Source organism: Kordiimonas sp. SCSIO 12610 (assembly GCF_024398015.1).
In the GTDB taxonomy this organism is placed as follows: Bacteria; Pseudomonadota; Alphaproteobacteria; order Sphingomonadales; family Kordiimonadaceae; genus CANLMI01.
Window position 1 is genome coordinate 1,974,871 of the sequence record NZ_CP073747.1, and the last position, 25,766, is coordinate 2,000,636.

Genomic DNA, 25,766 nt, shown 5'->3' on the forward strand with positions numbered 1-25,766 from the left:
AGCATAGGATTTTATAGTCAACCTTACGATCTTCCAGCTTGACAAACCTATTAATACAATTATTTGTACAATTAATTGTATTAATAGGTAACCATATGCAGAAAAACACTTACATCGATGGCCATCCGCTGCAGGCCGCGTTCGTCGCCAACATTTGGGAACGTTTCGTAGAACTTGTTGTAATGCAAGGTGAAGACATTCTCTCTGATGTCGACATTGAGTTCCCCTCAAGAGCCGTATCTTCTATCCTTCTCATCGGTGACAATGAAAAGCTAACTGTTGCCGACATCGCCAAAACGCTTAATCAACCCCATCAGTTAGTCACGCAGCGTATCGACCTTTTGCTCGACCTGAACGTTGTTGAACGTGTACCCGATCCTGTTGATAAACGCAGAAAAATTATTCAACTAACTCCCAAAGGCCATGAACAATATAAGGCGTTGAAGGCCCGTCTCATTGAAGCCGAGGCTGCGTTCCTTGAGCTCTTTGACGAACTTGGGTGCGACCTTTCAAAGCTTGCAGTGAGGGCCATTGATCTCTTGCAGAACAGGCCCCTTCTCTCTCGAATACAATCACAATCAACTACATAAACAACAAACAGCGAGGAAAAAATGAAACATATGAAAACGATCAGTATAGCAGCATTACTTTCAGGTATGATCATACCTGCAACCAACCAGATATCTGCCTTACCGTTGCTCCAAAACGATACGCCAACTCCATTTTCCTTTGAGACTTGGCGCGCAGGACAACAAGCCAATGAACCGGATTTTCATGTTCAAAGCATTGACGCAAATACTCTTGTAATTCGCCAATCGCTCAGGGATACATTTGAAGCACCCTTTATGTATCTTATCTTCGGAATGGATAAGGCGGTTCTGATTGATACAGGGGTTAAAAGCACAAGCCTGAGACGTGTTATTGACAGGGAAATTGATATATGGCTATCAGCTAACCAGAAATCCAGTATTGAACTGATTGTTATGCATTCACATGGACACGGTGATCATGTCGGTAATGATTACGCCTTCAAATCACGCCCTAACACTATTGTAGTTGGTCACAAACCTGAGGAGGTCGCCAAGTTTTTTAGTATAGCCGATTGGCCGACTGATCTGGCCAGCCTTGAATTGGGCGGTCGGAGTATCACAGTAATTCCGACGCCGGGGCATCATCCCTCACATGTTATGGTTCATGACCCTATGAATGATATCCTGTTTAGCGGCGATATGATTTATCCAGGAAAACTATATTTCCAGTGTGCAAAAGCAGATACATACATGCAATCGCTCAATCGAATTATTGAATATGCTGAAAAAGAAGATATCAAATGGTTGCTTGGCGGGCATATTGAACTACCGAGCAACTCAAACACGGCCTTTCCATTCAACCAGAAGTCTCGGGAGAACGAGCATCAACTTGCTTTGCCTGTTGACATCCTTAATCGGATCAGAATCGCATTAAACGATATGAGCGATGAGCTCGTCGTAAAAGAATTTCAGGATTTTACACTATTCCCACATCCGGCAACCCCGCAGGGCAAGCAACCACCTAACTGGTGTAATGAATAAGCCTACCAAGATAGTAAAGGGCACGTTCTTTATAGCATATGCCCTTTGCTACTCGTTATTAACCGATCATCTTAGCGAACAGAACGTTTTGGTGATCTAACAAAGTAGAAGAAATTCGGATTACGGATAACCTTCTGCACAGCCCAGTGGCGGTCTGTCGCGAGGATATCACCGCCTTTAATGACAAGCTCTTGGTAGCGCTCTTCATTGCCAGAAGCGATAATCTGGTTATCAATCCCTCTTTCATCAAAACCAAGCGTGCCAATCGTAGCCAACCAACCCTCATCATGAATGGCTTTGTAAACGGAAGCGTCCAGCTCCCGAAGCCCTGTCCAGGCAACCAATCTGTCAAGCGGCAGGCCACTTTCCTTGATTTCTTTAATATCATCAAGGTCATTGATTGAAACCGACATCGCCATGTCAGGGTGCGCGCTATGCAGTGCCTTGGCCATTCCCATATTATAGGAAATCGCAATAACATGATCGATACTACCCGTTTTTCTGATCAAATCAGCGACCTTCTTAAAATCTGTACCGCGTTTGAAATCAAGGTTAAGGAGCGCCCTGCCCTTACCCCACAAAAGGGTTTGTTCTAAGGTTGGAATTCGAAACTTGGTAACGTTCCCATCATTATCCTTGAGATACAGATCTTTGATCTCGTCCCAGGTTTTTTCTTTGATATTTCCTGTTCCTGTGGTCGTCCGGTCCAACGTATCATCATGCATCAAAACCAAGGTACCGTCCTTAAGCTGAACAATATCCAGTTCGATCAGTGCGGGGCCGTATTTAAGGGCATGATCAAATGTTTCAATTGCATTTTCGGGATACCCCGGCATAGGGCCGCCGCGATGCGCGCTTACAAAGGGGATACGAACAGGATGCCACGAAAGAAACTGCGGCAACTTCCCTTCAGGTATCGAAATGTAATGACGCGGGACATCATCGCCGAGAATTTCAATAGTATCCTCAGCCGCCAAAAGGGCATTTGTAACCAAAGTCTGGGTAAAAAGAAATGCAATCAGAAAGTTGCGAAGATAACGCATATTGTCGACCCCATATTTGTCAAAGCGAATTAAATTCCCACGCCCCTTAACAACGGCTGGGAATTGCAATATTGATGAGCATTAAATACATCAAAATATTGCATATATATTTCGTGGCTGTATTTCACGGCCCCATTTATAGCTTGGGTATAGGGAAAATAACGATGGCAGGCAACTCCCATAAAAATTACGAAATCAGCGACCTACTGGATATTATGGCAAAGCTCCGTGATCCTGATACCGGGTGCCCTTGGGATATCGAGCAAGATTTCAAATCAATTGCTCCCTATACGATCGAAGAAGCCTACGAAGTGGATGAAGCCATTCGAAACGATGACATGTCAGCCCTTAGGGACGAACTAGGCGACCTGTTGTTTCAAACAGTCTTCCACAGTCAAATGGCAAGTGAAGCTGGTCATTTTACCTTCGATGATATCGTTGAAAATATTTCTGACAAAATGATAAGGCGCCATCCCCATGTATTCGGTGGTGGTACAATAGAAGATGCAGACGCCCAGACAAATGCATGGGAAACCCAGAAAGCCAAAGAGCGTAAAGAAAAAGCCGAGAAAGAAGGCCGTACACCATCAGCCCTGGACGGCGTTAGCATATCGCTTCCAGCAACTCAGCGGGCTGTCAAACTTCAGAAACGTGCTGCACGGGTTGGCTTTGACTGGCCTGAGACGCTACAGGTTCTGGATAAATTAGAAGAGGAAACACGCGAACTTATTGAGGCCACATCACTACCAAATAATACAGAACATATCGAAGAAGAATTTGGTGACTTGATGTTTGTGATGTGCAATCTGGCCCGTCACCTAAAAATTGATCCAGAGGAAGCACTTCGCACAGCCAACGCAAAATTCACAAGACGTTTCAATGGTGTAGAATCAGAACTTCAGAAACTGGGTAAAACACCTGAGCAGTCAACTCTAGATGAAATGGACGCGCTTTGGGATAAGGTAAAGGAAGCTGAGAAAAGCAGGCCTTAGTTAATCAGCCTTGTAATCAAGGCGTGCCCAAGCAATCGGATCAACAGTAAATTCGTAAGTGATACCATCATCACCCACTTCTTCTTTGATTATATTCGCATTTGCATGTAACCACGCTTGTGTTGCGCCATCACTATAGGGAATATGAAGCGTTAGGTGTTGATCTGCTTTACTAAGTATTTCATCAATTGCACCAATCAACCCTTCACAGCCTTGTCCTGTCAGGCCAGAAATCACACAGTAATCAGGCAAGCGATATTCGCGGTTCTCTAGTTCAAGCCGTTGATCTTCTGAAAGAAGATCGAGCTTATTGAGGGCTTCAATAATCGGTGTACCGACGGTTTCGCTTTCAATATCAACGCCTAGCTCTTTTAGAACCAGCTCAACATCATGGCGCTGAATATCGGTGTCCGGGTGCGATGCATCACGAACATGAATGATAATGTCAGCTTCCAAGACCTCTTCTAGCGTTGCTCTGAAGGCAGCAACCAACGATGTTGGAAGTTCGGAAATAAATCCAACGGTATCAGAAAATATTGCCTTCCGACCGCTTGGCAACTCAACCGACCGCATTGTTGGGTCAAGGGTCGCAAATAGCATATCTTCGGCCATGACTTCTGCGTTCGTCAATCGATTAAACAAAGTAGATTTACCGGCATTGGTATACCCAACGAGCGCCACTATTGGGTACGGAGCCTTTTGCCTTCGAGAGCGATGCAGCGTCCTCGTGCGTGTCACATTATCAAGCTGACGTTTAATCCGTGTGATACGATCAGAAATAATCCTGCGGTCAGATTCAATCTGTGTTTCCCCAGGGCCGCCCATAAAACCCATCCCACCTCGCTGACGTTCCAAGTGCGTCCATGAACGAACAAGTCTTGATCGCTGATAGGTTAAATGGGCCAGTTCTACCTGAAGCTCACCCTCTTTCGTGCTCGCACGCGCGCCAAAAATCTCCAGAATAAGCGCAGTACGATCAATGATCTTGCATTTTAGCTCTTTTTCGAGGTTACGTTGCTGGATTGGCGATAATTCACAATCAAAAACAATCAGGTCGATTTCCTGTATTTTGATTTCCTGAACAAGCTCATCAATCTTGCCCTGACCAATATATGTCGACGGTTTGATTGAACGCAACGGAACGGCAGCCCCGCCCAACAATTCTACATCAATTGCTGCAGCCAACCCAATAGCCTCTTCAAGGCGCGCGTCAGGTGACCGTGCAAAGGATGCAGAGTCTAACTGTGTCTTTGAATATGGATACAGGACAAACACACGTTGCTTGGCAACCTTCTTTTGCAGGTAACCAAGTCCGTCTGTAGACCACCCCCCACCATTTTGATGGAGCGCGTCAGTTTTATCTGTCATTAACCCTCTAAGTCTTTCTCAGGCTCAAACAATTGCAAAGGACCAGAAGGCATAATTGTTGAGATCGCATGCTTGTAGACAAGCTGTGAGTGACCGTCACGACGTAAGAGTACACAAAAGTTATCAAACCATGTGATAACACCTTGTAATTTAACGCCATTCACAAGGAAAACAGTGACGGAAGTTTTGGTTTTTCTGACTGAATTCAGAAAAACGTCCTGTAGATTCTGATTTTTTTCTGACATGGACTGTCCGGTTTTTTCTTTTCTATTCGTTATAATTTTTCACAGGCCGGATAATATCGACATACAAGTTCGAATTATCGCACTCGCTTACTACTATCGTCTGCGTGGATATTTATGTCAGAGAATATCAGGTCAGGTCAATAGGATAAGCGTTAACTTCGCCAAAAAGCTTTAGCAAGTAACGCAAAAATTACCGAAACTTCTATTCGGCCCACTATCATCAATATGGAAAGAATGGCGTAATCAACGTCTTGAAGGCCAGAAAATCCATAGAAATTTGGATCAATCATAAAAACAACCGGTCCAGACAAGGTCAACGCAGAGAATGTAAGCGCAACCGCATGTTTGAATTCAACAGCAAAAATTGCGAGCACCAAACACCCAATGGCCATCGTTAAAACAAAACCACCAACTGCTAGCCAGACAGCTTCCATGTCACGAAGCTGTATAGGCTCATTATTATATTTAAAAACCCTGATACTATTTGGGTGCGCAAGTCTTTTTAATTCTGCGTTAGCAAGCGTCAACAATATTCCTAAACGAATTTGTTTTAATCCGCCCGTTGTACTTGCCGCTGCACCGCCGAGCCCCGCTAGAAAGATTACGATTATCGCTACTGGTAAAGCATGGCCTTCACTGAAAACATCGTTAGCAACCCCAATTCCAGAGGTTGATAACGCCGAGATCGCAAGAAAGATCGCGTTCCAGAGCCTATTGTCACCATCGAGTTGAAAGAAAAGCAACACACTACTAAGGATAATAATGCCAACGATCGACTTAAATTCAAAATGATCAAAAATTGCCAAATCGCGGCTGCGTAACCGACTATATAGAAAATCCCAATTCATCATGCCAACAACAAGGAAAATCGCGATAATGATCTGTGGCATAGTTCCCTGAACGACGCCGCCATTGAAACTCGTCAGGCCTGACGTGCTAATCGTAATCATACTGAAAATCACAGCATCGAAAAAACCCAACCCACCAATCAAAAGCAGCAGGCAGCAAATCGATGTGATGAAGACATAAAGGTTTGAAAGTGTTTTGAAAATCGAGATCAAACGAGGATAGCCGATATCACTCTCGCCAAATGGTAAGCTTGATCTATGAAGCTGAATCCCCCCACTATTTAAAGCCGTTAGGATAGAAAGTGTGTATGCAATAGCAATAAATCCACCCAGCCATACCATTAATGCCTGCCATATTATTAGTGACTTAAAGCCCTCTATATTACCTACGTAGGCGCTAGCTCCGTTTGTTGTAAGCATCGAAACGCCCTCGTAAAACGCCGCGTAAATACCGCGTTCGGGAAACATAAAGAAAAAAGGCAACCCAGCAACAAACGCAATAGAAAGGCTTCCAACAATTGGCAACCCTATAGTTAGCGCTGGCGTTCGGACTTGCGCGCTTGAGCGGAAACCAAGGAACAATCCCCCGCCAATAAGTAACGAAAAGAAAATCGAAGCGCTAAAAGCCGCTGAAACCGCTGCTTCGCTGTAAATATATGAAAATGCAAGTGGTATGATCTCCAGTAAGGTGACAGAAAGCACCCAACATCCAATCAAATAGAATAGTCTATCTTTCCACACAATCTATCTCGCATATATTTATGAACGTGTTATGCAATTCAAATAAAGCGTTAGAACATTTCTACTCTGGCGGAGAATAGCTGCTCGATCTTTTTCACTGCTTCCAGTAACGCTACCAATACAACCCTATCACCCGGCTCTAATTGGGTGTCAGCGTGCGGTACAATTGTTTCCCCGTCCCTGACGATCAAACCAAATCGAACATCACTATGCATCCGAAGTTCACCAATCTTTTTACCAGCAATATCAGCGCCGGCTATCACCTCGGCTTCGATAACCTCAGCGTGTCCGTCACAAATACTGTGTAAATCCCGGATACGGCCGCGCCTAACATGCCTGAGAATAGAAGAAACCGTCATTTCACGCGGGTCGAGGGCAACATCAATACCAATCGAATTAACGAGATTTGCATATATCGGATTATTCATCAAAGTTATTGAACGTTGGCACCCTTGTTGTTTCGCAAGCAGTGACGATAAAATATTCACTTCATCATCATCGGCCACAGAAATTATTGTGTCTGTTTGTTCAATATTGGCTTGTTGCAGAATTTCCCTGTCAAGGGCATCACCGTTGATAACAATTGTTGAGTTCAATTTTTCCGCAACATAGTTCGCCCGGTCCTGATTATACTCGATGACTTTTAAATTCATGCTTGGGCTATGCTCCTCAAGCAATTGCGCAAGAAACATCCCAACATTACCGCCGCCGACGATTATGGTCCGCTGAGCCGATTTTTCTTCATGACCAAAAACCGCCATCGCCCGCTCGGTCAATGAGGTATCTACCGCTATATATATGGCGTCACCAACGTGCAGCGTATCATCACTACGTGGGACAAATATTTTGTCTCCGCGTACAACCCCTACCACCGTCGTTAACAGTTTCGGAAACAATTCTGTCAGCTGTCGAAGTGGTGTATTGATGACTGGACAATTATCATCAAGCAATAAGCCGATCACTCTTACTTTTCCATCGACGAAGGGCATCATATTAAAGGCGCCTGGCACCTCAATTCGGCGTAATAACGCCCTCGCCACTTCAAGTTCCGGTGATATGATCACATCGATGGGCAAATGACTGCGGGAAAACAAATCACGCCATTTTGGCTTTAAATAAACCTGATTACGAATACGGGCAATTTTAGTGGGTATATTGAAAACCGAATGCGCAACCTGACAAGCAACCATATTCACTTCATCCGATATGGTAACTGCGATCAGCATCTCTGTATCGTCAGCACCAGCAACTTCCAATTGCTGAGGATCAGAAGCGTGGCCAACAACCGCCTTTACATCAAGGGATTCACTGATCTTTCTGATCAGTTCAGGTGATCTGTCGATAACAGTCACATCGTTCTGTTGTTCTGCGAGATATTTGGCAATATTGAAACCAACCTGCCCGGCACCACAAACAATAACTTTCATCTATATTTCCCTCATCAAAACCTGAAAACTCTATTCAGCATTTTCAGGTGATGGCGATCGTTCGTTACTATTTAACCCCAATGACTTAAGCTTTCTGTGCAACGCGGATCGTTCCATTCCGATGAAAGCGGCAGTTCTTGAAATATTGCCGCTAAAGCGATTGATCTGAACCTTTAAATATTCTCTTTCAAATGACTCGCGTGCCTCCCGAAGCGGGGTCGACATAATAGCATTATCGGAATTATTATGTAGAAAACTGCTTGAACCAGAACGGATTTCCATCGGCAATTGATCTACACCAATATCATTCTGGTCCTTTTCAGGTCCCATTATGACAACTCGTTCGATAATATTCTTTAGTTGCCGTACGTTGCCCGGCCAATCATATGCTTGCAACGCAGCCATTGCATCTTCGGAGACTAATAGTTTTGCGCGCCCGGTGGCCGCAGCCAAGGTATCCAGAAAATACTGGGTTAACATTGGAATATCTTCGCGGCGCTCTGCCAAAGATGGCATCATCAAAGGCACGACATTTAACCTATGGAACAGGTCTTCGCGAAAACGGCCTTGCTCAATTTCCCCCAGTAAGGAACGACTGGTCGCAGAAATTACACGGACATCCACACGAACGCGTGTATTCCCATTGACGCGCTCAAACGATTGGTCAGTAAGTGCCCGTAGGATTTTTGCCTGTGTTGGGAGTGGCATATCGGCGACTTCGTCAATAAATAGAGTTCCCCCATGTGACTTTTCAAAAAGTCCGGTTTTAACAACCCCGCCATTTTGTTCTACACCGAAAAGCTCTTCTTCCATTCTATGGGGTTCCATAGATGCAGCAGCAACCACGATAAAATTACCGTTCGATCTATGTGATCTAGCATGGATTTGACGAGCAACAACTTCCTTGCCAGCGCCAGGTGCGCCTTGAATTAAGATACGGCTATTCGTCATTGCCACCTTTTCTATGGACTGTCGAATTGTGTTTATCGCCGATGACCTCCCCGTTAAATCAACCGTATAGGCTGTTTTTTTCTTGAGTTCTTCATTTTCACGGCGCAAACGCTCTGCCTCGGTCGCGCGCTGTATCGTAAGGATCAACTGATCAGCTTCAAATGGCTTCTCGATAAAGTCGTAAGCACCCTTCTTAATTGCAGCAACAGCGGTTTCAATATTTCCATGACCACTGATAACAACGACGGGTAATTCTTTATATCTAGATTTTAATAATTCCAATAACTCTAAACCATCGAGCTTACTGCCTTGAAGCCAAACGTCTAATATCAAAAGCGAAGGTAATCTTGCTTCAATTTCAGAAAGCCCTGTATCACTATCTTTGGCGGTACGGGTGTCGTATCCTTCATCCTCAAGAATACCCGCTACTAGTTCACGAATATCTTCCTCATCATCAATGATAAGAATATCAAGCGCCATTAATATAAACTCCTTAACCTATCTTATTCCGCTGCCCTATACGGCATTTTATTATCTTTAATTTCCTCATCGGCATTGCTCGCTTTTTCGACACGTGACAATAATGCCTTGTGTGAGAAGGTTAGCAATGCACGAGCGCCTTGCGGTTCTTTATCCGCAATACGCGCTGACCCACCATGTTCTTCCATAATCCGTTTAACAATCGCGAGGCCAAGCCCGGTCCCCTTTGTCCTTGTTGTGACATAGGGTTCCATCAAACGATCTTTTTGATCTTGCGGTAATCCTTTGCCGTTATCTTCAACACAAATTTCCGTGCGGTCAGCGGTTTGTATAATAAAGACCTTGATTACGCCTTTTTCACTAGCTCTGCCTTCTTCTTTATCGATAGCAATACGACTGTGAATAGACTCCAGTGAATTTTTTAAGAGGTTCGTTAAAGCCTGACCTATCAAACGACTATCACATGGAATAGTGTTCACCGATTGCTGGAATTCTGTTTCATACGTAATATCTGGTGATGCAACATCCTGCAGGAATACGGCCTGCTTCACCATATCCAGAACATCTGTTTCCTTCAGCGTCGGTGCAGGCATCCGAGCAAAGGATGAAAACTCATCAACCATATGCCGCAGGTCACCCACCTGCCGAATAATTGTGTCTGTGCACTTAGAGAAAACTTGTTTATCGGATTCAATTTCATGAAGATACTTACGCCTCAGTCTTTCAGCAGAAAGCTGAATAGGAGTAAGCGGATTTTTAATTTCATGGGCAATTCGCCTCGCAACATCCGCCCACGCAGCAGTACGTTGGTCCGCAAGCTGTTCGGTTAGATCATCAAATGTCACTACATACCCATTTACGGAGTTATCATCAGCGTGCTCAACAAAAACCCGAACCATGAATGTTCGATTTTCACCGAGGACATCAACAATGACATGGCCTTGAGCTTCGCCCCGTAATGACAATTCACCCTGCCGAAGTATCTCCGAAAACTCTGGTACAACATCCGAAAGCTTCTTTTTCATCATCGCATCGATATCCAGGCCCAAAAGCTTGGCCGCAGACCTGTTCGGCAGGAATATACTCTCATCATGCTGAAGGCCGAGGACACCAGCAGAAACGCCTTCCAAGACGTCTTCAAGGAAACGTCTGCGATCATCAAGTTCCAGGTTGGCTTCCAGTAGATCATCCTGATGTTTTGCCAATTGATCCGTCATTCGGTTGAAGGCACGACTTAATGTACCAACTTCATCGCGTGTCGCCACATAAGGGACACGAACATCAAGATCACCCTCGCCCACACGTTCCGCAGCATTCACAAGGTTTGATAGCGGGGTTACGAGCCTGCTTGAAAACCAAAGTCCAACCCAAATAGCCGCTAACAAAATCAGGAATGCAATCATTATAAACACGATATTGAATTGGAACAAAATGTTGGAACGCTCGCTTTCCAAAACATTATAGCCAGCAACCGCATTTCGCGTATCTTCCAAATATTGCAAAACGTTAGGGCTAAGGTCACGTGCAACATAAAGGTACGTTGGGTTTAAAAACGCATCGATCCGCATAATGCCAATAACTGTTTTATCCGCATCATTTGTAACAATCTGCGGCGGGCCATTCTGGGCGCTTGCAATCAAACTTCTTGGCACCCTGTTTGTTGTAAGTTCCAGATTCAAACTTGCACGCGCTATTGCAGCAGCTTGCCCTTCACTATCTTCTTCTATCAACAGGACTTCATTCAAATTTCGACTGGTCAATGCCTCAGCCGCCAATGATTGAATATACTCAAGGTCCCTGCGCTGACTAATACCCAATTGATTGTAAACAAACGCAATCGCGAGCATATCTTTTTCAATATTCACACGATGCTCAAGGACGTATGTATCCGCGACTTCAAGGGAGTTGCCAAGCGCAGCTTTTACCGGTTCATTAAACCAATTTTGAACGCCGCGCTCTATGAATACGGAAGAGAAAACCGCCATGATGATTGGTGGTATCATCGCAATAGCCATGAAGGCTGTTGTCATTCGTGTATGTAATCTGGAACCTGCTGCGCTCTTCCGTGAAAACCGTGTTTTTACAAACCATCGTCCGATTGAAACACCCAAGCCGAGCAAGAGCACAAGATTAATAACAAGCAGAACCCGCATGGTTTGGCTCGCCGTAATATCGACCGGAGCAGATTTCGTTGACATTACAACCGAAGTAACAATGGCAGAAGCAACCGCTAAAACCGATAAAATTACCTCAATACGGATATTGAATTTGAATTTACGGGCAAAAATTACAAACTTAGCCCACTTCCTGTTTGGAAAAGCGGATGTTGCAATAAACTGAGTATCCTCAGTTTTACCAGCACGCTCAGAACTATCATGAGCGCCTCTTTGATTGGAATCAGTCTTCATAAAGTGTATGATGCATATTTATCACAATAGTGCCAGAAATATCACACTTAAAATGAACTTATGACAAATCACTCTTAGAAGGAACGCGAATTTCAAGGTCGCTAATCTTTTTCCTCAGCGTATTTCTATTCAGTCCGAGAAGCGCTGAAGCCTTTAATTGATTGCCCATTGTAACTTCGAGAGCTTTCTCAATCAGCGGTCGCTCAACCTCACTGATAATGCGTTGATAAATTCCAACCGGCGGTAAACTTCCTTCATGCTGATCAAAATATTTATCCAGATGCAATCGCACACTCTCGGAGAGGCTTTCAGAAGCGATAATCTGCCCAGAAAACTCTGCACGTGTTTGAATGCCGACAGACCTGTCGATCTCGTCTTTTACCATTACGCCAGATATTTGATCACCGGGGTACAAAGCGCAAATACGTTGAACGGTATTCTCTAATTCGCGCACATTCCCTGACCATTCATAATCCAGCATAATATTTTTAGCACTATCGCTAAAACTCTTTTGGCTCGATGTCTCTTTATTGATTTTCTTTAAAAAATATTCAGCGAGGGTAACAACGTCATCACCGCGTTCACGAAGCGGCGGAAGCATCATCGGAACAACATTCAAACGGAAATAAAGGTCTTCCCTGAATTCGCCTTCGCTTACAAGTCGTTTTAAGTCCTTGTTGGTCGCAGCTACGATCCTGACATCTGTCTTAATGCTGGCGTGTCCGCCGACAGTTTGATACTCCCCTTCCTGAAGTACGCGCAACAAACGTGTTTGAGCGTCCAGCGGCATATCACCGATTTCATCAAGGAACAGTGTTCCGCCACGGGCTTGGCCAAACCGCCCAAGGGTACGTGTAGAGGCCCCTGTAAAGGCCCCTTTCTCATGGCCAAACAATTCGCTTTCAATCAGTTCCTTGGGGATCGCTGCCATATTAACTGGAACAAAAGGGTTATGTTTTCTTGCGCTGTAGGTATGCAGTGCACGCGCAACTAATTCTTTCCCCGTACCACTTTCCCCTAAAATCAAAATAGTCAATTCGGTTTGGGCAACCCTCGCCATCGTGCGGTAAACAGCCTGCATCTTTGGCGACCGCCCAATAAGAATATTGTCTTCGTCAACGTCTAACGTCGAATATTGTGTATTTTTACCGCTCTCGAGCGCTTTCTTGATTAAGCCTGTTAATTCGTCGAGATCAAAAGGTTTTGGAAGATAGTCAAAAGCGCCGCGTTCGGTTGCAGCCATTGCAGTCGATAAAGTATTATGCGCGCTCATGACTATAAACGGTAAATCTGGTCTTGCCTCAATCATTTCAGGCAAAGCTTCAAGTCCATTGCCGCCTGGCATCAAAACGTCGGTTACAACAACATCACCAATACCGTCTTCCAATAGCGATTTAAGTTCAGGCAAATCTGCCGCTTCTGCAATCTGCCAACCTTCTTGACGCAGCGCCTCAGCCACAACAATCCGAATTGTCATATCGTCATCCGCGACTATGATTGTTGGCTTATCAGACATCCTTATTCCTTTTCATAAAGCGGCATTTGAACGTGAAATATAGCGCCGGATTTTGGGCCATTTTCACATAAGACATTACCATTCATTTCGCTCATATAACGCGCTACAAGCGCAAGCCCCAATCCCGTTCCCGCTTCTTTACTACTAACAAATGGTTCAAACAAATGCCCCTCCAAATCGGCTGGTAAACCGGGGCCATTATCTTCAATGGTCACTTCAACAGGAACACGTTTACGCCCCCCTTTGTGATCAGCCACCCAAATCCCATGCTTAAACTGAGTGCGAACAATAATTTCAACGGTTTCACCGCCTGCCTCAACCGCATTTTTCAAAAGGTTCAACAGAACCTGAACCAGTAAATCAAAGTTGCCAGACACAGTTGGAAGTGACGGATCAAAAACAGACTTTATTTTAGCCTTTGAGGCAAAACCAGATATTGCTACGCGAAGGACATGATCCAGCACTTCATGAATATTCACTTCTTCGCGTTTGTTTGCAGTAATTTCGGAGAAGGATTCTAATTGCTGAACCAGTTTGCTAACCCGGTCCACTTCCTTCACAATCATGTCTGGAAGTTGCTTGTCAGTACTGCTTGCCTTACGGGAAATTAATTGTGCGGCCCCACGTATGCCAGAGAGGGGGTTTTTAATCTCATGCGCGAGCATGGACGCTAAACCGCCCAAGGATCTGGACGCAGCAACGATATCATTACGGTTATCAACAAAGGAACTTATTTTTCTCGGCTGTACCGTTAAAAGGACATGTTGGTTATTGCTGACCGGCACATCGTCACCAATTAGTAAAACAATAGCATGAAAGTCTATAAGTTCAATTTCGCCTAATGGTTCTTCGGTAGGGATATTATAGGCGCTGTAGCTACTTTGATCAGCGCGAACCCTGTCACAGATTGAACCGACAATATTACCAAAAGCAGAGAGCTTATCTACAGGCTTTCCAATAAAATAATCACGGCTGCGCGCAAATAGCTGCTCTGTAAATCCATAGATTTCGACAATGATATTGTTTGCGTCAACAACCAAAAGCGCTTGAGAGAGGTGAGCAAGCACCTCCCGGTCTATGTTTAAGTTGTTTTCCTCAAGAAGTGCTTTGACCATCAAGCAGCCAATTGCTCACACAGCGGACTATAAAAGCCTTTCAAGGCTTCCTTCACATCTTCAGGATTTTCAAGTTTGTTCACACTATTACGGAATTCAGCCGAGCCATGAAGCCCCTTAGTGTACCAGCCCAAATGCTTCCGCGCTATTCGAACAGCAGCATCAACACCGTAATGATGAAGCATATCTTCGTAGTGCTCAAGAACCACATGCATCTGTTCTTCAAGGCTGGGTGCTGGTAATTTCTCACCCGTATTCAAATAATGAATAACCTGCCCCAACAACCACGGCTTACCATAGCAACCACGCCCAATCATCACACCGTCAGCGCCAGAGTCAGAAAGTGCCATATCAGCGTCTTCGAAACTGTTAATATCACCGTTCACGATAAGCGGAATATTTTTAACGGCCTCTTTAACAATGCCAACCTTCTTCCAGTCCGCATGCCCCTTATACATCTGACAGCGCGTACGACCGTGGACAACAACCATTTTAATGCCGGCTTGTTCAGCTATTTTCGCAAGTTCAGGCGCATTAAAACTATTATCGTCCCAACCAAGACGCATTTTAAGCGTTACAGGAAGCGAAACCGCGTTCACAGTTGCATGAATAAGTTCACCCGCATGATCAAGGTCCCGCATTAGGGATGATCCTGCGTGACCGTTCACAACCTTTTTAACCGGGCAGCCCATATTAATATCGATAATCGCAGCACCGCGGTCTTCGTTCAACTGGGCTGCTTCTGCCATCTTGGAACCGTCACAGCCCGCAAGCTGCACTGACATCGGAAATTCCTCAGCGCAATTGGTTGCCATTTTCTGGCTGCGTTTTGTTGCCTGAATCATCGCATCAGACGCAATCATTTCAGAAACAACAAGCCCCGCACCATATCGTTTGACAAGGCGGCGAAACGGCATATCTGTTACACCAGACATAGGTGCAAGAATAACTGGGTCTTTTATTTCAACCGGACCAATGTTAAGAGCCATAGAATACTCACTCATAAATGTGCCTAAATATTAGGCATGCTTATGCCAGAAAATATAGTAAAAAGCCAGAGTAACTTTACAGTGTGTTTTGATAGCTTTTATTTATCACATAACTGTAAATGTCGCGGTTAAAAATGATATGAATAATGACTGACCAATTGACAAATATCGGACTAATTATTGTAGCGGCAGGTAGCGGAAACCGCGCAGGCGGTGACGTGCCAAAACAATATCAAAATATTGCTGGAACTTCCATTCTTCGTCGAACGATCGATAGATTTCTATGTCATTTTGAAACAGATAATATTCGTATAGTGATTAATAGCGAACTTCGTGATCTGTATGATAAGTGTACTATTGATTTGAATTTACCAGAACCTGTTGATGGCGGCGCAACAAGGCAAGCTAGTGTTTATAACGGCCTGATGTCGTTCAGAAACAATCCACCCGAATATATTCTTATTCATGATGCTGCCCGCCCATTTGTGAGTGAAGCAATCATTGAGGATGTAATAGCCACTCTTAATTCCGGTGCAAGTGCGGTCGTTCCCGGTGTTCAAATTGTTGATACCCTAAAGCGTGCCCAAAACCAGATCATTGGGAACACAGTACCGCGTGATAACCTGTTTAAGGTCCAAACCCCACAAGGTTTTGATTATAATCTTTTGCTTGCAGGCCATGAAACTGAGGCTGGCAAAAACCATAGTGATGATGCAGCCATTTTTGAGGCAATGGGTACGCCCGTTATGATCAGTCAAGGTGAAGAAGCAAATTTTAAAATCACAACGCCAGATGACATCCAAAAAGCAGAAAAGACTATTATGAGCACATTAAACGACATCCGCGTTGGATCTGGATTTGACGTGCATCGCTTCGAGGATGGTGACAAGGTTACACTGTGCGGGGTTGATATCCCCTTCAATCAAAAACTTAAAGGCCATTCGGACGCTGATGTTGGTATGCACGCATTAACTGACGCGATTTTAAGCGCAATCGCCGCTGGTGATATCGGCACACATTTCCCGCCAAGCGACTATCGCTGGAAAGGCGAACCATCAGAAACATTCCTGAAGCATGCTATAAGCCTTGTCCGCGAGCGTGGCGGCATGATTTCGCATGCTGGCGTCACCTTAATTTGCGAGGCTCCTAAAATCGGCCCCCATAAGGATGCGATGCGGGAAAGACTTGCTACCATCATAAATATCGATATTGACCGGGTCAGCGTGCAAGCAACAACGACAGAAAAGCTTGGCTTTACAGGTCGCGGTGAAGGCATAGCTGCACAGGCAACTGCAACTGTTAGGCTACCGTAATTAATTTAATGACCGAGATATTCCACACAAATATAAATAGCTTTTATACTATTGCGGAAGATGCATATCGAAACATGCTCGCAATTCAGACTCGTAATCGAAAACCAAACTCTGACAAAAATGGCTACATAATTACTTTTGACCCAAATCATGAAAGCCTTCAAAACGCGCTTGTTTCAATTGTATTTACATGCATATTTATCGAAGCATTAACCCACCAAGGAATAACCAAAAGATACAATATTCAGACATTTAAAAAGCTTCAAAACACATTATTAGAAAACAAATTAGAAATGATTGGCATCACCGATAGCGAAGCAATTGAAATGACAAGTCAATTACGAAAAGTACGTAATCAGATCGTTCATGAGAAAGCATATTTTGACAACGGAGAAATAAAAATTGCAGAGCAAGAAGCCAAAAATGCTTATCTCTTAAGGCAAAAGATTAAGACTTTTTTCGAGAATTAAACCGTATGGCAAAACAATCATTACAGACATGGAATGGCCGGTACAAAAGCATTGCATTTTGGTTTACAACTGGCTTTGGAAGCGGCCTGTTGCGCCCTGCCCCCGGAACATGGGGTTCGCTCGCAGGTGTGGCTATCGCTTTAGCATTGCTGTATCTTCATGTATCCAGCATGGCATTTGCAGCACTCATTATCATCAGTTTCGCTCTTTCGATTTTTGCGATCAATACTATCGAGAAGAAAACCGGTATCCACGATGCCCCAGAAATCGTTATTGACGAGTTTGTTGGGCAATGGATTGTGATGATCCCTCTGTTCTTTGAACCGCATTTTGACTGGCAAAATATCTGGCCTTATGCACTTGGTGCCTTCATCCTGTTTCGTATCTTCGATATCATAAAGCCTTGGCCAATTAATTGGCTGGACAAACGGGTAAGCGGCGGTTTTGGGGTTATGATTGATGATGTCATAGCGGGGGGGGGGGCTCTCATCATACTACAAGCCGTTTATTATTTCACATAAAGAGACCGCTATGTTTTCAGACACCATCAACGACCTTGCCAAGCAAACCTTGAACCTAGCGCGCGCACGAGGCATGATGATAGCAACCGCAGAATCCTGCACGGGCGGCCTGATCGCAGGTGCGCTCACGAGCATTGCTGGATCGTCGGATGTGGTTGACCGTGGCTTTGTGACTTACACAAATGCGGCCAAGCAACAAATGCTCGATGTCGCCGCGGTGTCGCTTGAGCAGTTCGGCGCCGTATCCGAAACAGTTGCGAAAGAAATGGCTTACGGTGCGCTCGTTAACTCCATGGCGGATATCACCGTGTCTGTGACGGGGATCGCTGGCCCGGGTGGCGGCAGCGCAGAAAAGCCGGTTGGCCTTGTTTGGATTGGTGTATGCGAACAAGGAATGGCACCAGAAGCCTTTGAACACAGATTCGGCGATATTGGCCGCGATAAAATCCGGGAAAAAACCGTTGAAAGCGCGCTCAAGTTACTTATTGAACGCTTAAGCTAAGTCATGTTACCGCGAGCTATATAATTCATGCGCCCGCGTTTCAAACGCATCGATCATACGCTTAGTTGCTTCGTCAAAATATTTGCGAATTGCGTTCTCAAGGAAGCTGCTTTTAAATTCCAGATCCACATCAAAATCAACGATGCAGGTTCCATCTGCCTGCGGGTGGAAATTCCAATGATTATACAAGCGCTTCAAAGGGCCTTTCAGGTAATCAACATACACCCGCGTTGGATCGACAACAGTTACGCGTGAGGTAAAACGTTCCTTGAACATTTTATAGCCAATGATCAAGTCAGCGTCAAAGCGACCTTCCTGCGCGTTATAAACCCGCGCGCCCACGCACCACGGTAAAAACTCTGGATAGGCTTTCACGTCGGAAACCATATCAAACAGCTGTTTGGCGCTGTAGGGCAAATGTTTTTGCTGTGTATGTCTGGGCACGGAAAAACTCTCGGAACTAATCGGGCTTGTCAGCTTGTGCCGCTAATTTCTTCTCGCGGTTTGCCTTCAATTTGGCGAAATCATCACCTGCATGATAGCTGGAACGCGTGAGCGGTGTCGCAGATATCAGTAAGAAACCCTTGCCCTTACCCATACGTTCATAAGCCTTGAATTCATCCGGCGTTACAAATCGTTCCAGTTTCGCGTGACGCGGTGTTGGCTGAAGATATTGGCCGATCGTCATGAAATCGATATCAGCCATGCGCATATCATCCATAACCTGACTTACTTCCATCCGTTCTTCACCGAGGCCGACCATAATGCCTGACTTCGTAAAGATTGATGGATTTACCTTCTTCACAGTTTCCAAAAGGCGGAGTGAATGATAATAGCGCGCGCCCGGTCTGATTTTCGGGTAATTACGCGGCACGGTCTCAAGATTATGATTGAACACATCGGGGGCTGCTTCTGCCACCATTTCAATCGCACCTGGCTTGTTCCTGAAATCAGGTGTCAGTATTTCAATCGTGGTGTTCGGGCTTGATTTACGGATTTCCTGGATCACTTTTACGAACTGCATCGCGCCGCCATCATCAAGATCATCACGGTCAACCGATGTGATCACGATATGGTTTAGGCCCATCGCGGCACATGCTTCGGCTGTATGGAGTGGCTCCAAAGGGTCAACCTTCATCGGACGCCCAGTTTTCACGTTGCAAAAAGCACAGGCCCGCGTGCAGGTATCACCCAAAATCATCACAGTCGCATGCTTGTTTTTCCAGCATTCCCCGATGTTCGGACATGCTGCTTCCTCGCAAACCGTATGCAAGTTTTTCTCCCGCATCAGCTTGCGGGTTTCCGCATATTCCTTGCTCACGGGCGCCTTCACCCGTATCCATTCGGGCTTACGCTGGAATTGCCGTTTTTCTTCAGGCTTGTTCATGCTCTCTCCGATCTTCGGTTATAACCGTTATCTGCCCTCCCCTTTAATAGCAGACGTTATTCACGTCAATCATTCCCCGTTTAATAATATACTCAGGAAGCACTCTAATAGTTTAAAGCAAACGTAAAATTATATCGCACTTTGCCACCACAATAGACTTCACCATTTATTGAAGAATATTTAAATAAGCTCGCTGCACGTATTGCTGACTTTTCAAAGTAACCTTTTGGTACAGCAGATATAATATCGATACTATCTTTAACAACCGAGCCATCTGGTAAAACTTCAAAATCAACGATTACTCTCCCTTGAATTCGCTTTCTTACAGCTTTTTTAGGATACTCTGGCTGCACTCTAACACTTGGCTGACAAGTTTCGCTATCCTGAATTTTTTTGACTGAATTCAGAACAGGCGTGGCTAGAATATTTTCTCCATTAATATTCATTTCAATAGTACGACACTGTTTAAAATGCTCATTTGCAAACATTTTAGCCATTGAGTTATCTTTTCCATGTTTTACAGACTGTATATTGGCGATGTGACTACAAAATACATTTGTAGCATCTGGCCAAATTGCGATTGCTTTCTCGAAATGTGAAACTGCACGATCAATATCTCCGAACTCTAACTGAACATTTAGCGCAATTTCATACCAAGACTTATCGGGTATGTATAAGTTGTTTTCCTCATGTAACGTGATTGCTTCTTCAGCATATTTAACAGCATTTTTCAATTTTCCCCTCATATAATAAAGCTGAGATATATATGCTAAATGCTGAACATTAATTTCTTTATCTTTTGGCGCCCATTTTAAAAAATATTCATGAGCATCATCATAGTTTCCTGTGGCGAAATAAGCTTGTGAAAGAGAATATAATAGCGATGTCTCTATAATGGACGGTTTAATTTTTTTTGCCGCCATTTGTGCATTTACAAGATAACTAATAGTTTCTTCACTATTATCGCTGTCGACAAAATTTAACATAAAATTCCACAACAAATACTCTTCATAAGGATTGTTTTTTCTCGTAAATTGCTTGTCAACAATTTGACGAGCCTTAGCGATATCTTTTTCTTTAAAAGCCTTGTCGGCCTTCAAAAAAATCTTATGAAACTTTTTCGAAATAGAATAACTTTTACGTTCGATACCATCATCAGATAAAATACTAAAAGCACTTGCAGCTGTAACAAACAAACATACTAAAAGTGTTCTAAACGTTTTGATTGCCATATAATCCCCCCATCAAAAAGAACAACCAAAAGTTTAACCTGTATACCAGTTAGGTAAAGATAATTTTTCAGTAAGCACTAAAAATGAATAGCCCTTCCATAGGCGTCAAGAACGCTTTCATGCATCATTTCGGATAATGTTGGGTGTGGGAACACCGTATGCATCAACTCGGCCTCGGTGGTCTCTAAGGTGCGGCCAACCACATAGCCCTGAATCATCTCGGTCACTTCCGCACCGATCATGTGCGCACCCAAAAGCTCCCCTGTTTTCTCGTCGAACACAGTTTTCACAAAGCCTTCGGTTTCACCGAGCGCAATCGCCTTACCATTGCCAATGAATGGGAATTTGCCAACCTTCACCTTATAGCCAGCCTCTTTCGCTTTGGCTTCAGTCATACCGACAGACGCAACCTGTGGACGGCAATAGGTGCAGCCCGGAATATTGGATTTATCCATCGGATGCAGGTCCGGCATGCCAGCGATTTTCTCTACGGCAATAATGCCTTCGTGCGATGCCTTGTGCGCGAGCCAAGGCGCGCCTGCAACGTCACCAATCGCCCAAACACCCTCTACGCCCGTGAAGCCCCATTCGTCTGTTACGATATGACTGCGATCAACAGGAACTTTGATATCTTCGAGGCCAAGGTTTTCAACGTTACCAGCGATCCCGATCGCGAGGATCACCTTCTCAACAGTAATTTCCTGCTTCTTGCCATTTTGTTCAACAACACAGGTAACGCTGCTCTTACCTTTCTTCAGTTCAGTCACTGAAGCGGATTTCATGATTTTCATACCTTGTTTCTTGAACGATGTTTCCGCAAATGCAGACACTTCCGCGTCTTCAACAGGCAGGATACGATCCATCATTTCAACAACGGTTACATCAGTGCCGAACTCGTTATAAAAACTTGCAAACTCAATACCGATCGCACCGCTACCAATCACCAGCATACTTTTCGGTAGTGTTTTTGGTGTCATGGCGTGCTTATATGTCCAAACCAGATCACCATCAGCCTGAAGGTGCGGTAATTCGCGCGCACGGGCCCCTGTCGCAATAATGATATTTTTGGCTGTTACTTCAGTTGTTTTGCCGTCTTTTGAGACAACGAGTTTGTTACGTGCCTGAAACTTTGCTTCGCCGTCGATGTGTGTCACTTTGTTTTTCTTAAGGAGATGCGCAATACCCGATGATAATTGCCCGGCAACACCGCGGCTGCGTTTTACAATCGCGTCCACATCAAAACCAACATTATCGATCTTGAGGCCAAAATCCTTCGCATGTTTTGCAAGATGAAAAACCTCGGCAGACCGCAAAAGCGCCTTCGTTGGGATACAGCCCCAATTAAGACAAATACCACCAAGGTGCTCGCGTTCAACACACGCAACCTTCATCCCCAGTTGCGCACCCCGAATTGCTGCCACGTAACCACCCGGGCCACCACCAATAACAACAAGATCAAAATTATCAGCCATCATTATTTCCTAAATTAGCGTCAGGTTTATCCCTGTATGCCGATTAAATTCAGCCGCTTATATTCTATCATGATTTTCCTTGCGAAGGTCGCTTTCAACACCGCCTGTATGATCGGTGCCTGCGTCCTCGAAAATCATCACGCTTGCGCCCTCGCTTGTGTGCGGGCGGTGCTCAACACCTTTGGGTACAACAATCATTTCACCGGGCTCAAGCGTGACTTCCTTATCCCGAAATTCGAGATGCAAAGTCCCCTCAATAACAAGGAACATTTCATCCGTGTCATCATGCTTATGCCAAATAAAATCCCCGTCCAATTTCGCGAGATACACCATATGATTATCAACATTCGCAATAATCTTTGGGGTCCATGTATCGCTGAAAAGGCCAAGTTTTTCCTTGATATTGATCACATCCATTTCTAGTACTCCTTACAAAACTAATTACAGCAGCATAGTCAGCGGATCTTCGATATATCCTTTGAACGCCGCCAAAAACTCTGCACCAACGGCGCCGTCAATCGCGCGGTGATCACACGAAAGCGTACAGCTCATCACTGTTGCAACCGCGAGCGCACCGTCTTTCACCACTGCGCGCTGTTCACCCGCACCTACGGCCAAAATCGCGCCTTGTGGCGGGTTGATAACGGCTGAAAACTCTTTGATACCGAACATACCAAGGTTAGAGATTGAGAAAGTACCACCAGCATAATCCTCTGGCATCAATTTGCCGTCTTTTGCTTTACCTGCAAGCTCTTTCACATCACTTGAAATTTGAGCTAAACCTTTTGCGTCAGCGCCGCGCACGACAGGTGTAACGAGGCCACCCTCGACAGCAACCGCAACGGATATATCCGCGCGCTCATACCAATACATTTTGTCGCCGGCATATTGAACGTTCGCGGCAGGCACCTTCTTAAGCGCGAGCGCGGAAGCGCGGATGATGAAATCATTCACCGATAGTTTCACACCGCTATCAGCAAGTTTAGCATTTAATTCCTTGCGTTGTTTGAGGAGGTTATCGAGCTCACACTCAATCGTAAGATAGAAATGCGGTACGGTTGTTTTTGATTCCGTCAAGCGGCGCGCAATTGTTTTCCGCATACCGGAGAGCTTTTCTTCGCGGTACGGAATATCATCATGCGGGCCGTATTCACTCGCGGTAGGCGCTGGTGCACTCGCTGCCTGGGTAGGTGCGCTTGCAGGTGCAGGCGATGCAGAAGCCGCAACACCACCAGAAGCAATCGCTGCTTCAACATCACGTTTGACGATCCGTCCATTCGGGCCAGAACCCGCAACCGCCGCGATATCAAGGCCTTCATTTAAAGCAATTCGTTTCGCAAGTGGTGACGCCTTAACACGATTTCCATCACCTGAAGGCGCAGCAGTCGGTGTGGCTGGAGCAACAGGTACTGATTGAGGTGCAGCCTGTGTCGCAGGTGCCGGCGTTGAAGTAGCTGTTTCAGTTTTAGGGGCTGGAGCTGGTACTGGTGCCGCGCTTGCAGCAGGAGCACCTGCGGCAACATCAGCGACATCTTCACCGTCTTCGGCAAGTACCGCGATAATCTCACCGACTTTTACATCCTCAGTGCCTTCAGCAATAAAGATTTTGGCGATTGTACCTTCGTCGATGGCTTCAACTTCCATCGTTGCCTTATCGGTTTCAATCTCAGCGATCACATCACCGCTTTCGACGCTGTCGCCTTCTTTAACAAGCCATTTTGCAAGCGTTCCTGCTTCCATCGTTGGCGATAATGCCGGCATAAAAATTTCTACAGCCATAATCTCGCTCCCTTAACCGACGTAACAAACGGCTTTGGCCGCTTCTACAATATTTTCCGCTTTAACAATCGCGGCCTTCTCTAGGTTTGCAGCGTATGGAAGCGGCACATCAACACTGTTCACGCGTGTTACTGGCGCGTCCAGCCAATCAAAGGCCTGTTCCATCAACTGCGCAGATACATCACTCGCAACCGAGCATTGTGGCCACCCTTCTTCCGCGATGACACAGCGGTTTGTTTTCTTCACGCTTTCAATCACGGTATCAATATCAAGTGGGCGGATAGTACGTAGGTCAATCACTTCTGCACTAATGCCTTGTGCCGCAAGCTCATCAGCCGCTTTCAAGGCCTCACCAACTGTGATTGAGTATGAAACGATGGTCACGTCAGTGCCTTCACGGAAAATACGGGCTTTTCCAATTGGGAGTACATAATCATCTATATCAGGGATATCAAAGCTTTCACCGTACATCAGTTCGTTCTCAAGGAACACAACTGGATTAGGGTCGCGGATCGCTGCTTTTAAAAGGCCTTTACAGTCAGCAGCATCATAAGGTGCAATCACCTTAAGACCCGGAACGTTCGCATACCATGAGGCATAGTTCTGACTATGCTGCGCACCCACGCGTGACGCCGCGCCGTTAGGGCCGCGGAATACGATCGGGCACGCGACCAAGCCGCCTGACATGTAACGAGTTTTCGCTGCCGAGTTGATAATATGGTCAATCGCCTGCATGGCGAAATTGAACGTCATAAATTCGATAACAGGCTTAAGGCCAGCAAAGGCAGCGCCAGCACCAAGCCCCGCAAAACCGTGCTCGGTAATCGGTGTATCGATCACCCGGTCAGCGCCAAATTCGTCAAGCAAACCTTGCGTTACCTTATAAGCACCTTGGTATTCAGCAACCTCTTCCCCCATCACGAAAACATCACCGTCAAGGCGCATTTCCTCTGCCATCGCATCCCGAAGCGCTTCACGAACGGTAACTGTCACCATGTCCGTGCCAGCAGGAATTTCAGGGTCCGCCAGATTTTCAGCAGGTGCAATAGGTGCCGCCTGCACGGCATCGGTGAAAACTTCTTGAGCGGGAGCAGCAATCGCTTCTGACACAGCAGGAGCAGCAGAGGGTGCAGTTACCGCACTTGCGTCTTCGCCGTCCTCAGCAACAAGCGCGATTAACTCGCCAACTTTGACATTCTCACTGCCTTCATCGATCAGGATTTGAGCAACAGTTCCGTCATCAACGGCTTCAACTTCCATTGTTGCCTTATCGGTTTCAATCTCAGCGATCACATCACCGCTTTCGATTTTATCGCCAACTTTTACAAGCCACTTGGCAAGGGTACCCTCTTCCATTGTTGGTGAAAGCGCCGGCATAGTAATTTCAATAGCCATT

The 25,766-nt window shown here is 45.3% G+C and carries 24 protein-coding genes; 7 read left to right on the top strand and 17 right to left on the bottom strand.

Features of this window, described 5'->3' with window-relative positions:
• Positions 1 to 95: 95 nt before the first annotated feature.
• Complete coding sequence (locus KFF44_RS09180; RefSeq protein WP_255933526.1) at positions 96 to 590, top strand: MarR family transcriptional regulator; 495 nt, start codon at positions 96 to 98, stop codon at positions 588 to 590.
• A 21-nt stretch (positions 591 to 611) separates the two neighbouring features.
• The gene (locus tag KFF44_RS09185) at positions 612 to 1,571 is read left to right on the top strand and encodes an MBL fold metallo-hydrolase (RefSeq protein WP_255933530.1); all 960 of its coding nucleotides are present in this window, start codon (positions 612 to 614) and stop codon (positions 1,569 to 1,571) included.
• 71 nt (positions 1,572 to 1,642) lie between these two features.
• On the opposite strand, the gene KFF44_RS09190 is transcribed toward KFF44_RS09185, so the two are convergent.
• A complete protein-coding gene (locus tag KFF44_RS09190) occupies positions 1,643 to 2,614 on the bottom strand; it encodes a glycerophosphodiester phosphodiesterase family protein (protein WP_255933537.1) in 972 nt (323 codons plus the stop codon).
• Between the two features lie 164 nt (positions 2,615 to 2,778).
• Here KFF44_RS09190 and mazG point away from each other — a divergent pair, with 164 nt between their 5' ends.
• Positions 2,779 to 3,606, top strand: coding sequence for a nucleoside triphosphate pyrophosphohydrolase (gene mazG, locus KFF44_RS09195; protein WP_255933542.1), 828 nt, complete (start codon positions 2,779 to 2,781; stop codon positions 3,604 to 3,606).
• Here mazG and hflX read toward each other — a convergent pair whose 3' ends face one another.
• The 9 genes from hflX to dusB all read right to left on the bottom strand — a co-directional run bounded on the left by hflX (position 3,607) and on the right by dusB (position 15,709).
• A complete protein-coding gene (hflX, locus tag KFF44_RS09200; RefSeq protein WP_255933549.1) occupies positions 3,607 to 4,974 on the bottom strand; it encodes a GTPase HflX in 1,368 nt (455 codons plus the stop codon). It lies immediately after the preceding gene.
• The gene (gene hfq / locus KFF44_RS09205; protein WP_255933560.1) at positions 4,974 to 5,219 is read right to left on the bottom strand and encodes an RNA chaperone Hfq; all 246 of its coding nucleotides are present in this window, start codon (positions 5,217 to 5,219) and stop codon (positions 4,974 to 4,976) included. The genes hflX and hfq overlap by 1 nt, the downstream gene beginning before the upstream one ends.
• Before the next feature lie 152 nt (positions 5,220 to 5,371).
• The gene (locus KFF44_RS09210; protein ID WP_255933562.1) at positions 5,372 to 6,769 is read right to left on the bottom strand and encodes a potassium transporter TrkG; all 1,398 of its coding nucleotides are present in this window, start codon (positions 6,767 to 6,769) and stop codon (positions 5,372 to 5,374) included.
• 89 nt (positions 6,770 to 6,858) lie between these two features.
• Positions 6,859 to 8,235, bottom strand: a complete 1,377-nt coding sequence (gene trkA / locus KFF44_RS09215) for a Trk system potassium transporter TrkA (RefSeq protein WP_255933571.1) — start codon at positions 8,233 to 8,235, stop codon at positions 6,859 to 6,861.
• A 30-nt stretch (positions 8,236 to 8,265) separates the two neighbouring features.
• Positions 8,266 to 9,666: a sigma-54 dependent transcriptional regulator gene (locus KFF44_RS09220; protein ID WP_255933573.1), complete on the bottom strand. Its 1,401-nt coding sequence runs from the start codon at positions 9,664 to 9,666 to the stop codon at positions 8,266 to 8,268.
• Positions 9,667 to 9,689: 23 nt separating this feature from the next.
• A complete protein-coding gene (locus tag KFF44_RS09225) occupies positions 9,690 to 12,074 on the bottom strand; it encodes a PAS domain-containing sensor histidine kinase (protein WP_255933575.1) in 2,385 nt (794 codons plus the stop codon).
• Between the two features lie 58 nt (positions 12,075 to 12,132).
• Positions 12,133 to 13,590 carry a nitrogen regulation protein NR(I) gene (gene ntrC / locus KFF44_RS09230; RefSeq protein WP_255933578.1) on the bottom strand — a complete coding sequence of 486 codons (1,458 nt, stop codon included), beginning with the start codon at positions 13,588 to 13,590 and terminating at the stop codon, positions 12,133 to 12,135.
• 2 nt (positions 13,591 to 13,592) lie between these two features.
• The gene (locus KFF44_RS09235; RefSeq protein ID WP_255933580.1) at positions 13,593 to 14,705 is read right to left on the bottom strand and encodes a nitrogen regulation protein NR(II); all 1,113 of its coding nucleotides are present in this window, start codon (positions 14,703 to 14,705) and stop codon (positions 13,593 to 13,595) included.
• The gene (dusB, locus tag KFF44_RS09240) at positions 14,705 to 15,709 is read right to left on the bottom strand and encodes a tRNA dihydrouridine synthase DusB (protein WP_255933582.1); all 1,005 of its coding nucleotides are present in this window, start codon (positions 15,707 to 15,709) and stop codon (positions 14,705 to 14,707) included. The genes KFF44_RS09235 and dusB overlap by 1 nt, the downstream gene beginning before the upstream one ends.
• Positions 15,710 to 15,840: 131 nt before the next feature.
• Between dusB and KFF44_RS09245 the strand changes: the two genes are divergently transcribed.
• From KFF44_RS09245 to KFF44_RS09260, 4 genes are read left to right on the top strand one after another with little or no spacing between them, the layout of a single operon-like run.
• Positions 15,841 to 17,007 carry a bifunctional 2-C-methyl-D-erythritol 4-phosphate cytidylyltransferase/2-C-methyl-D-erythritol 2,4-cyclodiphosphate synthase gene (locus tag KFF44_RS09245; RefSeq protein ID WP_255933583.1) on the top strand — a complete coding sequence of 389 codons (1,167 nt, stop codon included), beginning with the start codon at positions 15,841 to 15,843 and terminating at the stop codon, positions 17,005 to 17,007.
• 8 nt (positions 17,008 to 17,015) lie between these two features.
• Entirely contained in the window at positions 17,016 to 17,477 is a 462-nt protein-coding gene (locus tag KFF44_RS09250) for a hypothetical protein (protein WP_255933584.1), read from the top strand.
• A 5-nt stretch (positions 17,478 to 17,482) separates the two neighbouring features.
• Positions 17,483 to 17,998 carry a phosphatidylglycerophosphatase A gene (locus tag KFF44_RS09255; RefSeq protein ID WP_255933585.1) on the top strand — a complete coding sequence of 172 codons (516 nt, stop codon included), beginning with the start codon at positions 17,483 to 17,485 and terminating at the stop codon, positions 17,996 to 17,998.
• A gap of 10 nt (positions 17,999 to 18,008) precedes the next feature.
• The gene (locus tag KFF44_RS09260) at positions 18,009 to 18,500 is read left to right on the top strand and encodes a CinA family protein (protein ID WP_255933586.1); all 492 of its coding nucleotides are present in this window, start codon (positions 18,009 to 18,011) and stop codon (positions 18,498 to 18,500) included.
• Positions 18,501 to 18,506: 6 nt separating this feature from the next.
• On the opposite strand, the gene KFF44_RS09265 is transcribed toward KFF44_RS09260, so the two are convergent.
• The 7 genes from KFF44_RS09265 to KFF44_RS09295 all read right to left on the bottom strand — a co-directional run bounded on the left by KFF44_RS09265 (position 18,507) and on the right by KFF44_RS09295 (position 25,765).
• The gene (locus KFF44_RS09265) at positions 18,507 to 18,944 is read right to left on the bottom strand and encodes a type II toxin-antitoxin system RatA family toxin (RefSeq protein ID WP_255933587.1); all 438 of its coding nucleotides are present in this window, start codon (positions 18,942 to 18,944) and stop codon (positions 18,507 to 18,509) included.
• A gap of 16 nt (positions 18,945 to 18,960) precedes the next feature.
• Positions 18,961 to 19,887: a lipoyl synthase gene (gene lipA / locus KFF44_RS09270; RefSeq protein ID WP_255933597.1), complete on the bottom strand. Its 927-nt coding sequence runs from the start codon at positions 19,885 to 19,887 to the stop codon at positions 18,961 to 18,963.
• Between the two features lie 104 nt (positions 19,888 to 19,991).
• Positions 19,992 to 21,119 (bottom strand): TonB family protein, encoded by a 1,128-nt coding sequence (locus KFF44_RS09275; protein ID WP_255933604.1) that lies wholly within the window; start codon positions 21,117 to 21,119, stop codon positions 19,992 to 19,994.
• A gap of 77 nt (positions 21,120 to 21,196) precedes the next feature.
• Positions 21,197 to 22,594 carry a dihydrolipoyl dehydrogenase gene (gene lpdA, locus KFF44_RS09280; RefSeq protein WP_255933605.1) on the bottom strand — a complete coding sequence of 466 codons (1,398 nt, stop codon included), beginning with the start codon at positions 22,592 to 22,594 and terminating at the stop codon, positions 21,197 to 21,199.
• Positions 22,595 to 22,648: 54 nt separating this feature from the next.
• Entirely contained in the window at positions 22,649 to 23,008 is a 360-nt protein-coding gene (locus KFF44_RS09285) for a cupin domain-containing protein (protein WP_255933607.1), read from the bottom strand.
• Between the two features lie 24 nt (positions 23,009 to 23,032).
• The gene (locus KFF44_RS09290; protein ID WP_305118783.1) at positions 23,033 to 24,370 is read right to left on the bottom strand and encodes a pyruvate dehydrogenase complex dihydrolipoamide acetyltransferase; all 1,338 of its coding nucleotides are present in this window, start codon (positions 24,368 to 24,370) and stop codon (positions 23,033 to 23,035) included.
• Between the two features lie 12 nt (positions 24,371 to 24,382).
• Positions 24,383 to 25,765 (bottom strand): pyruvate dehydrogenase complex E1 component subunit beta, encoded by a 1,383-nt coding sequence (locus KFF44_RS09295; protein WP_255933608.1) that lies wholly within the window; start codon positions 25,763 to 25,765, stop codon positions 24,383 to 24,385.
• Position 25,766 lies beyond the last annotated feature (1 nt).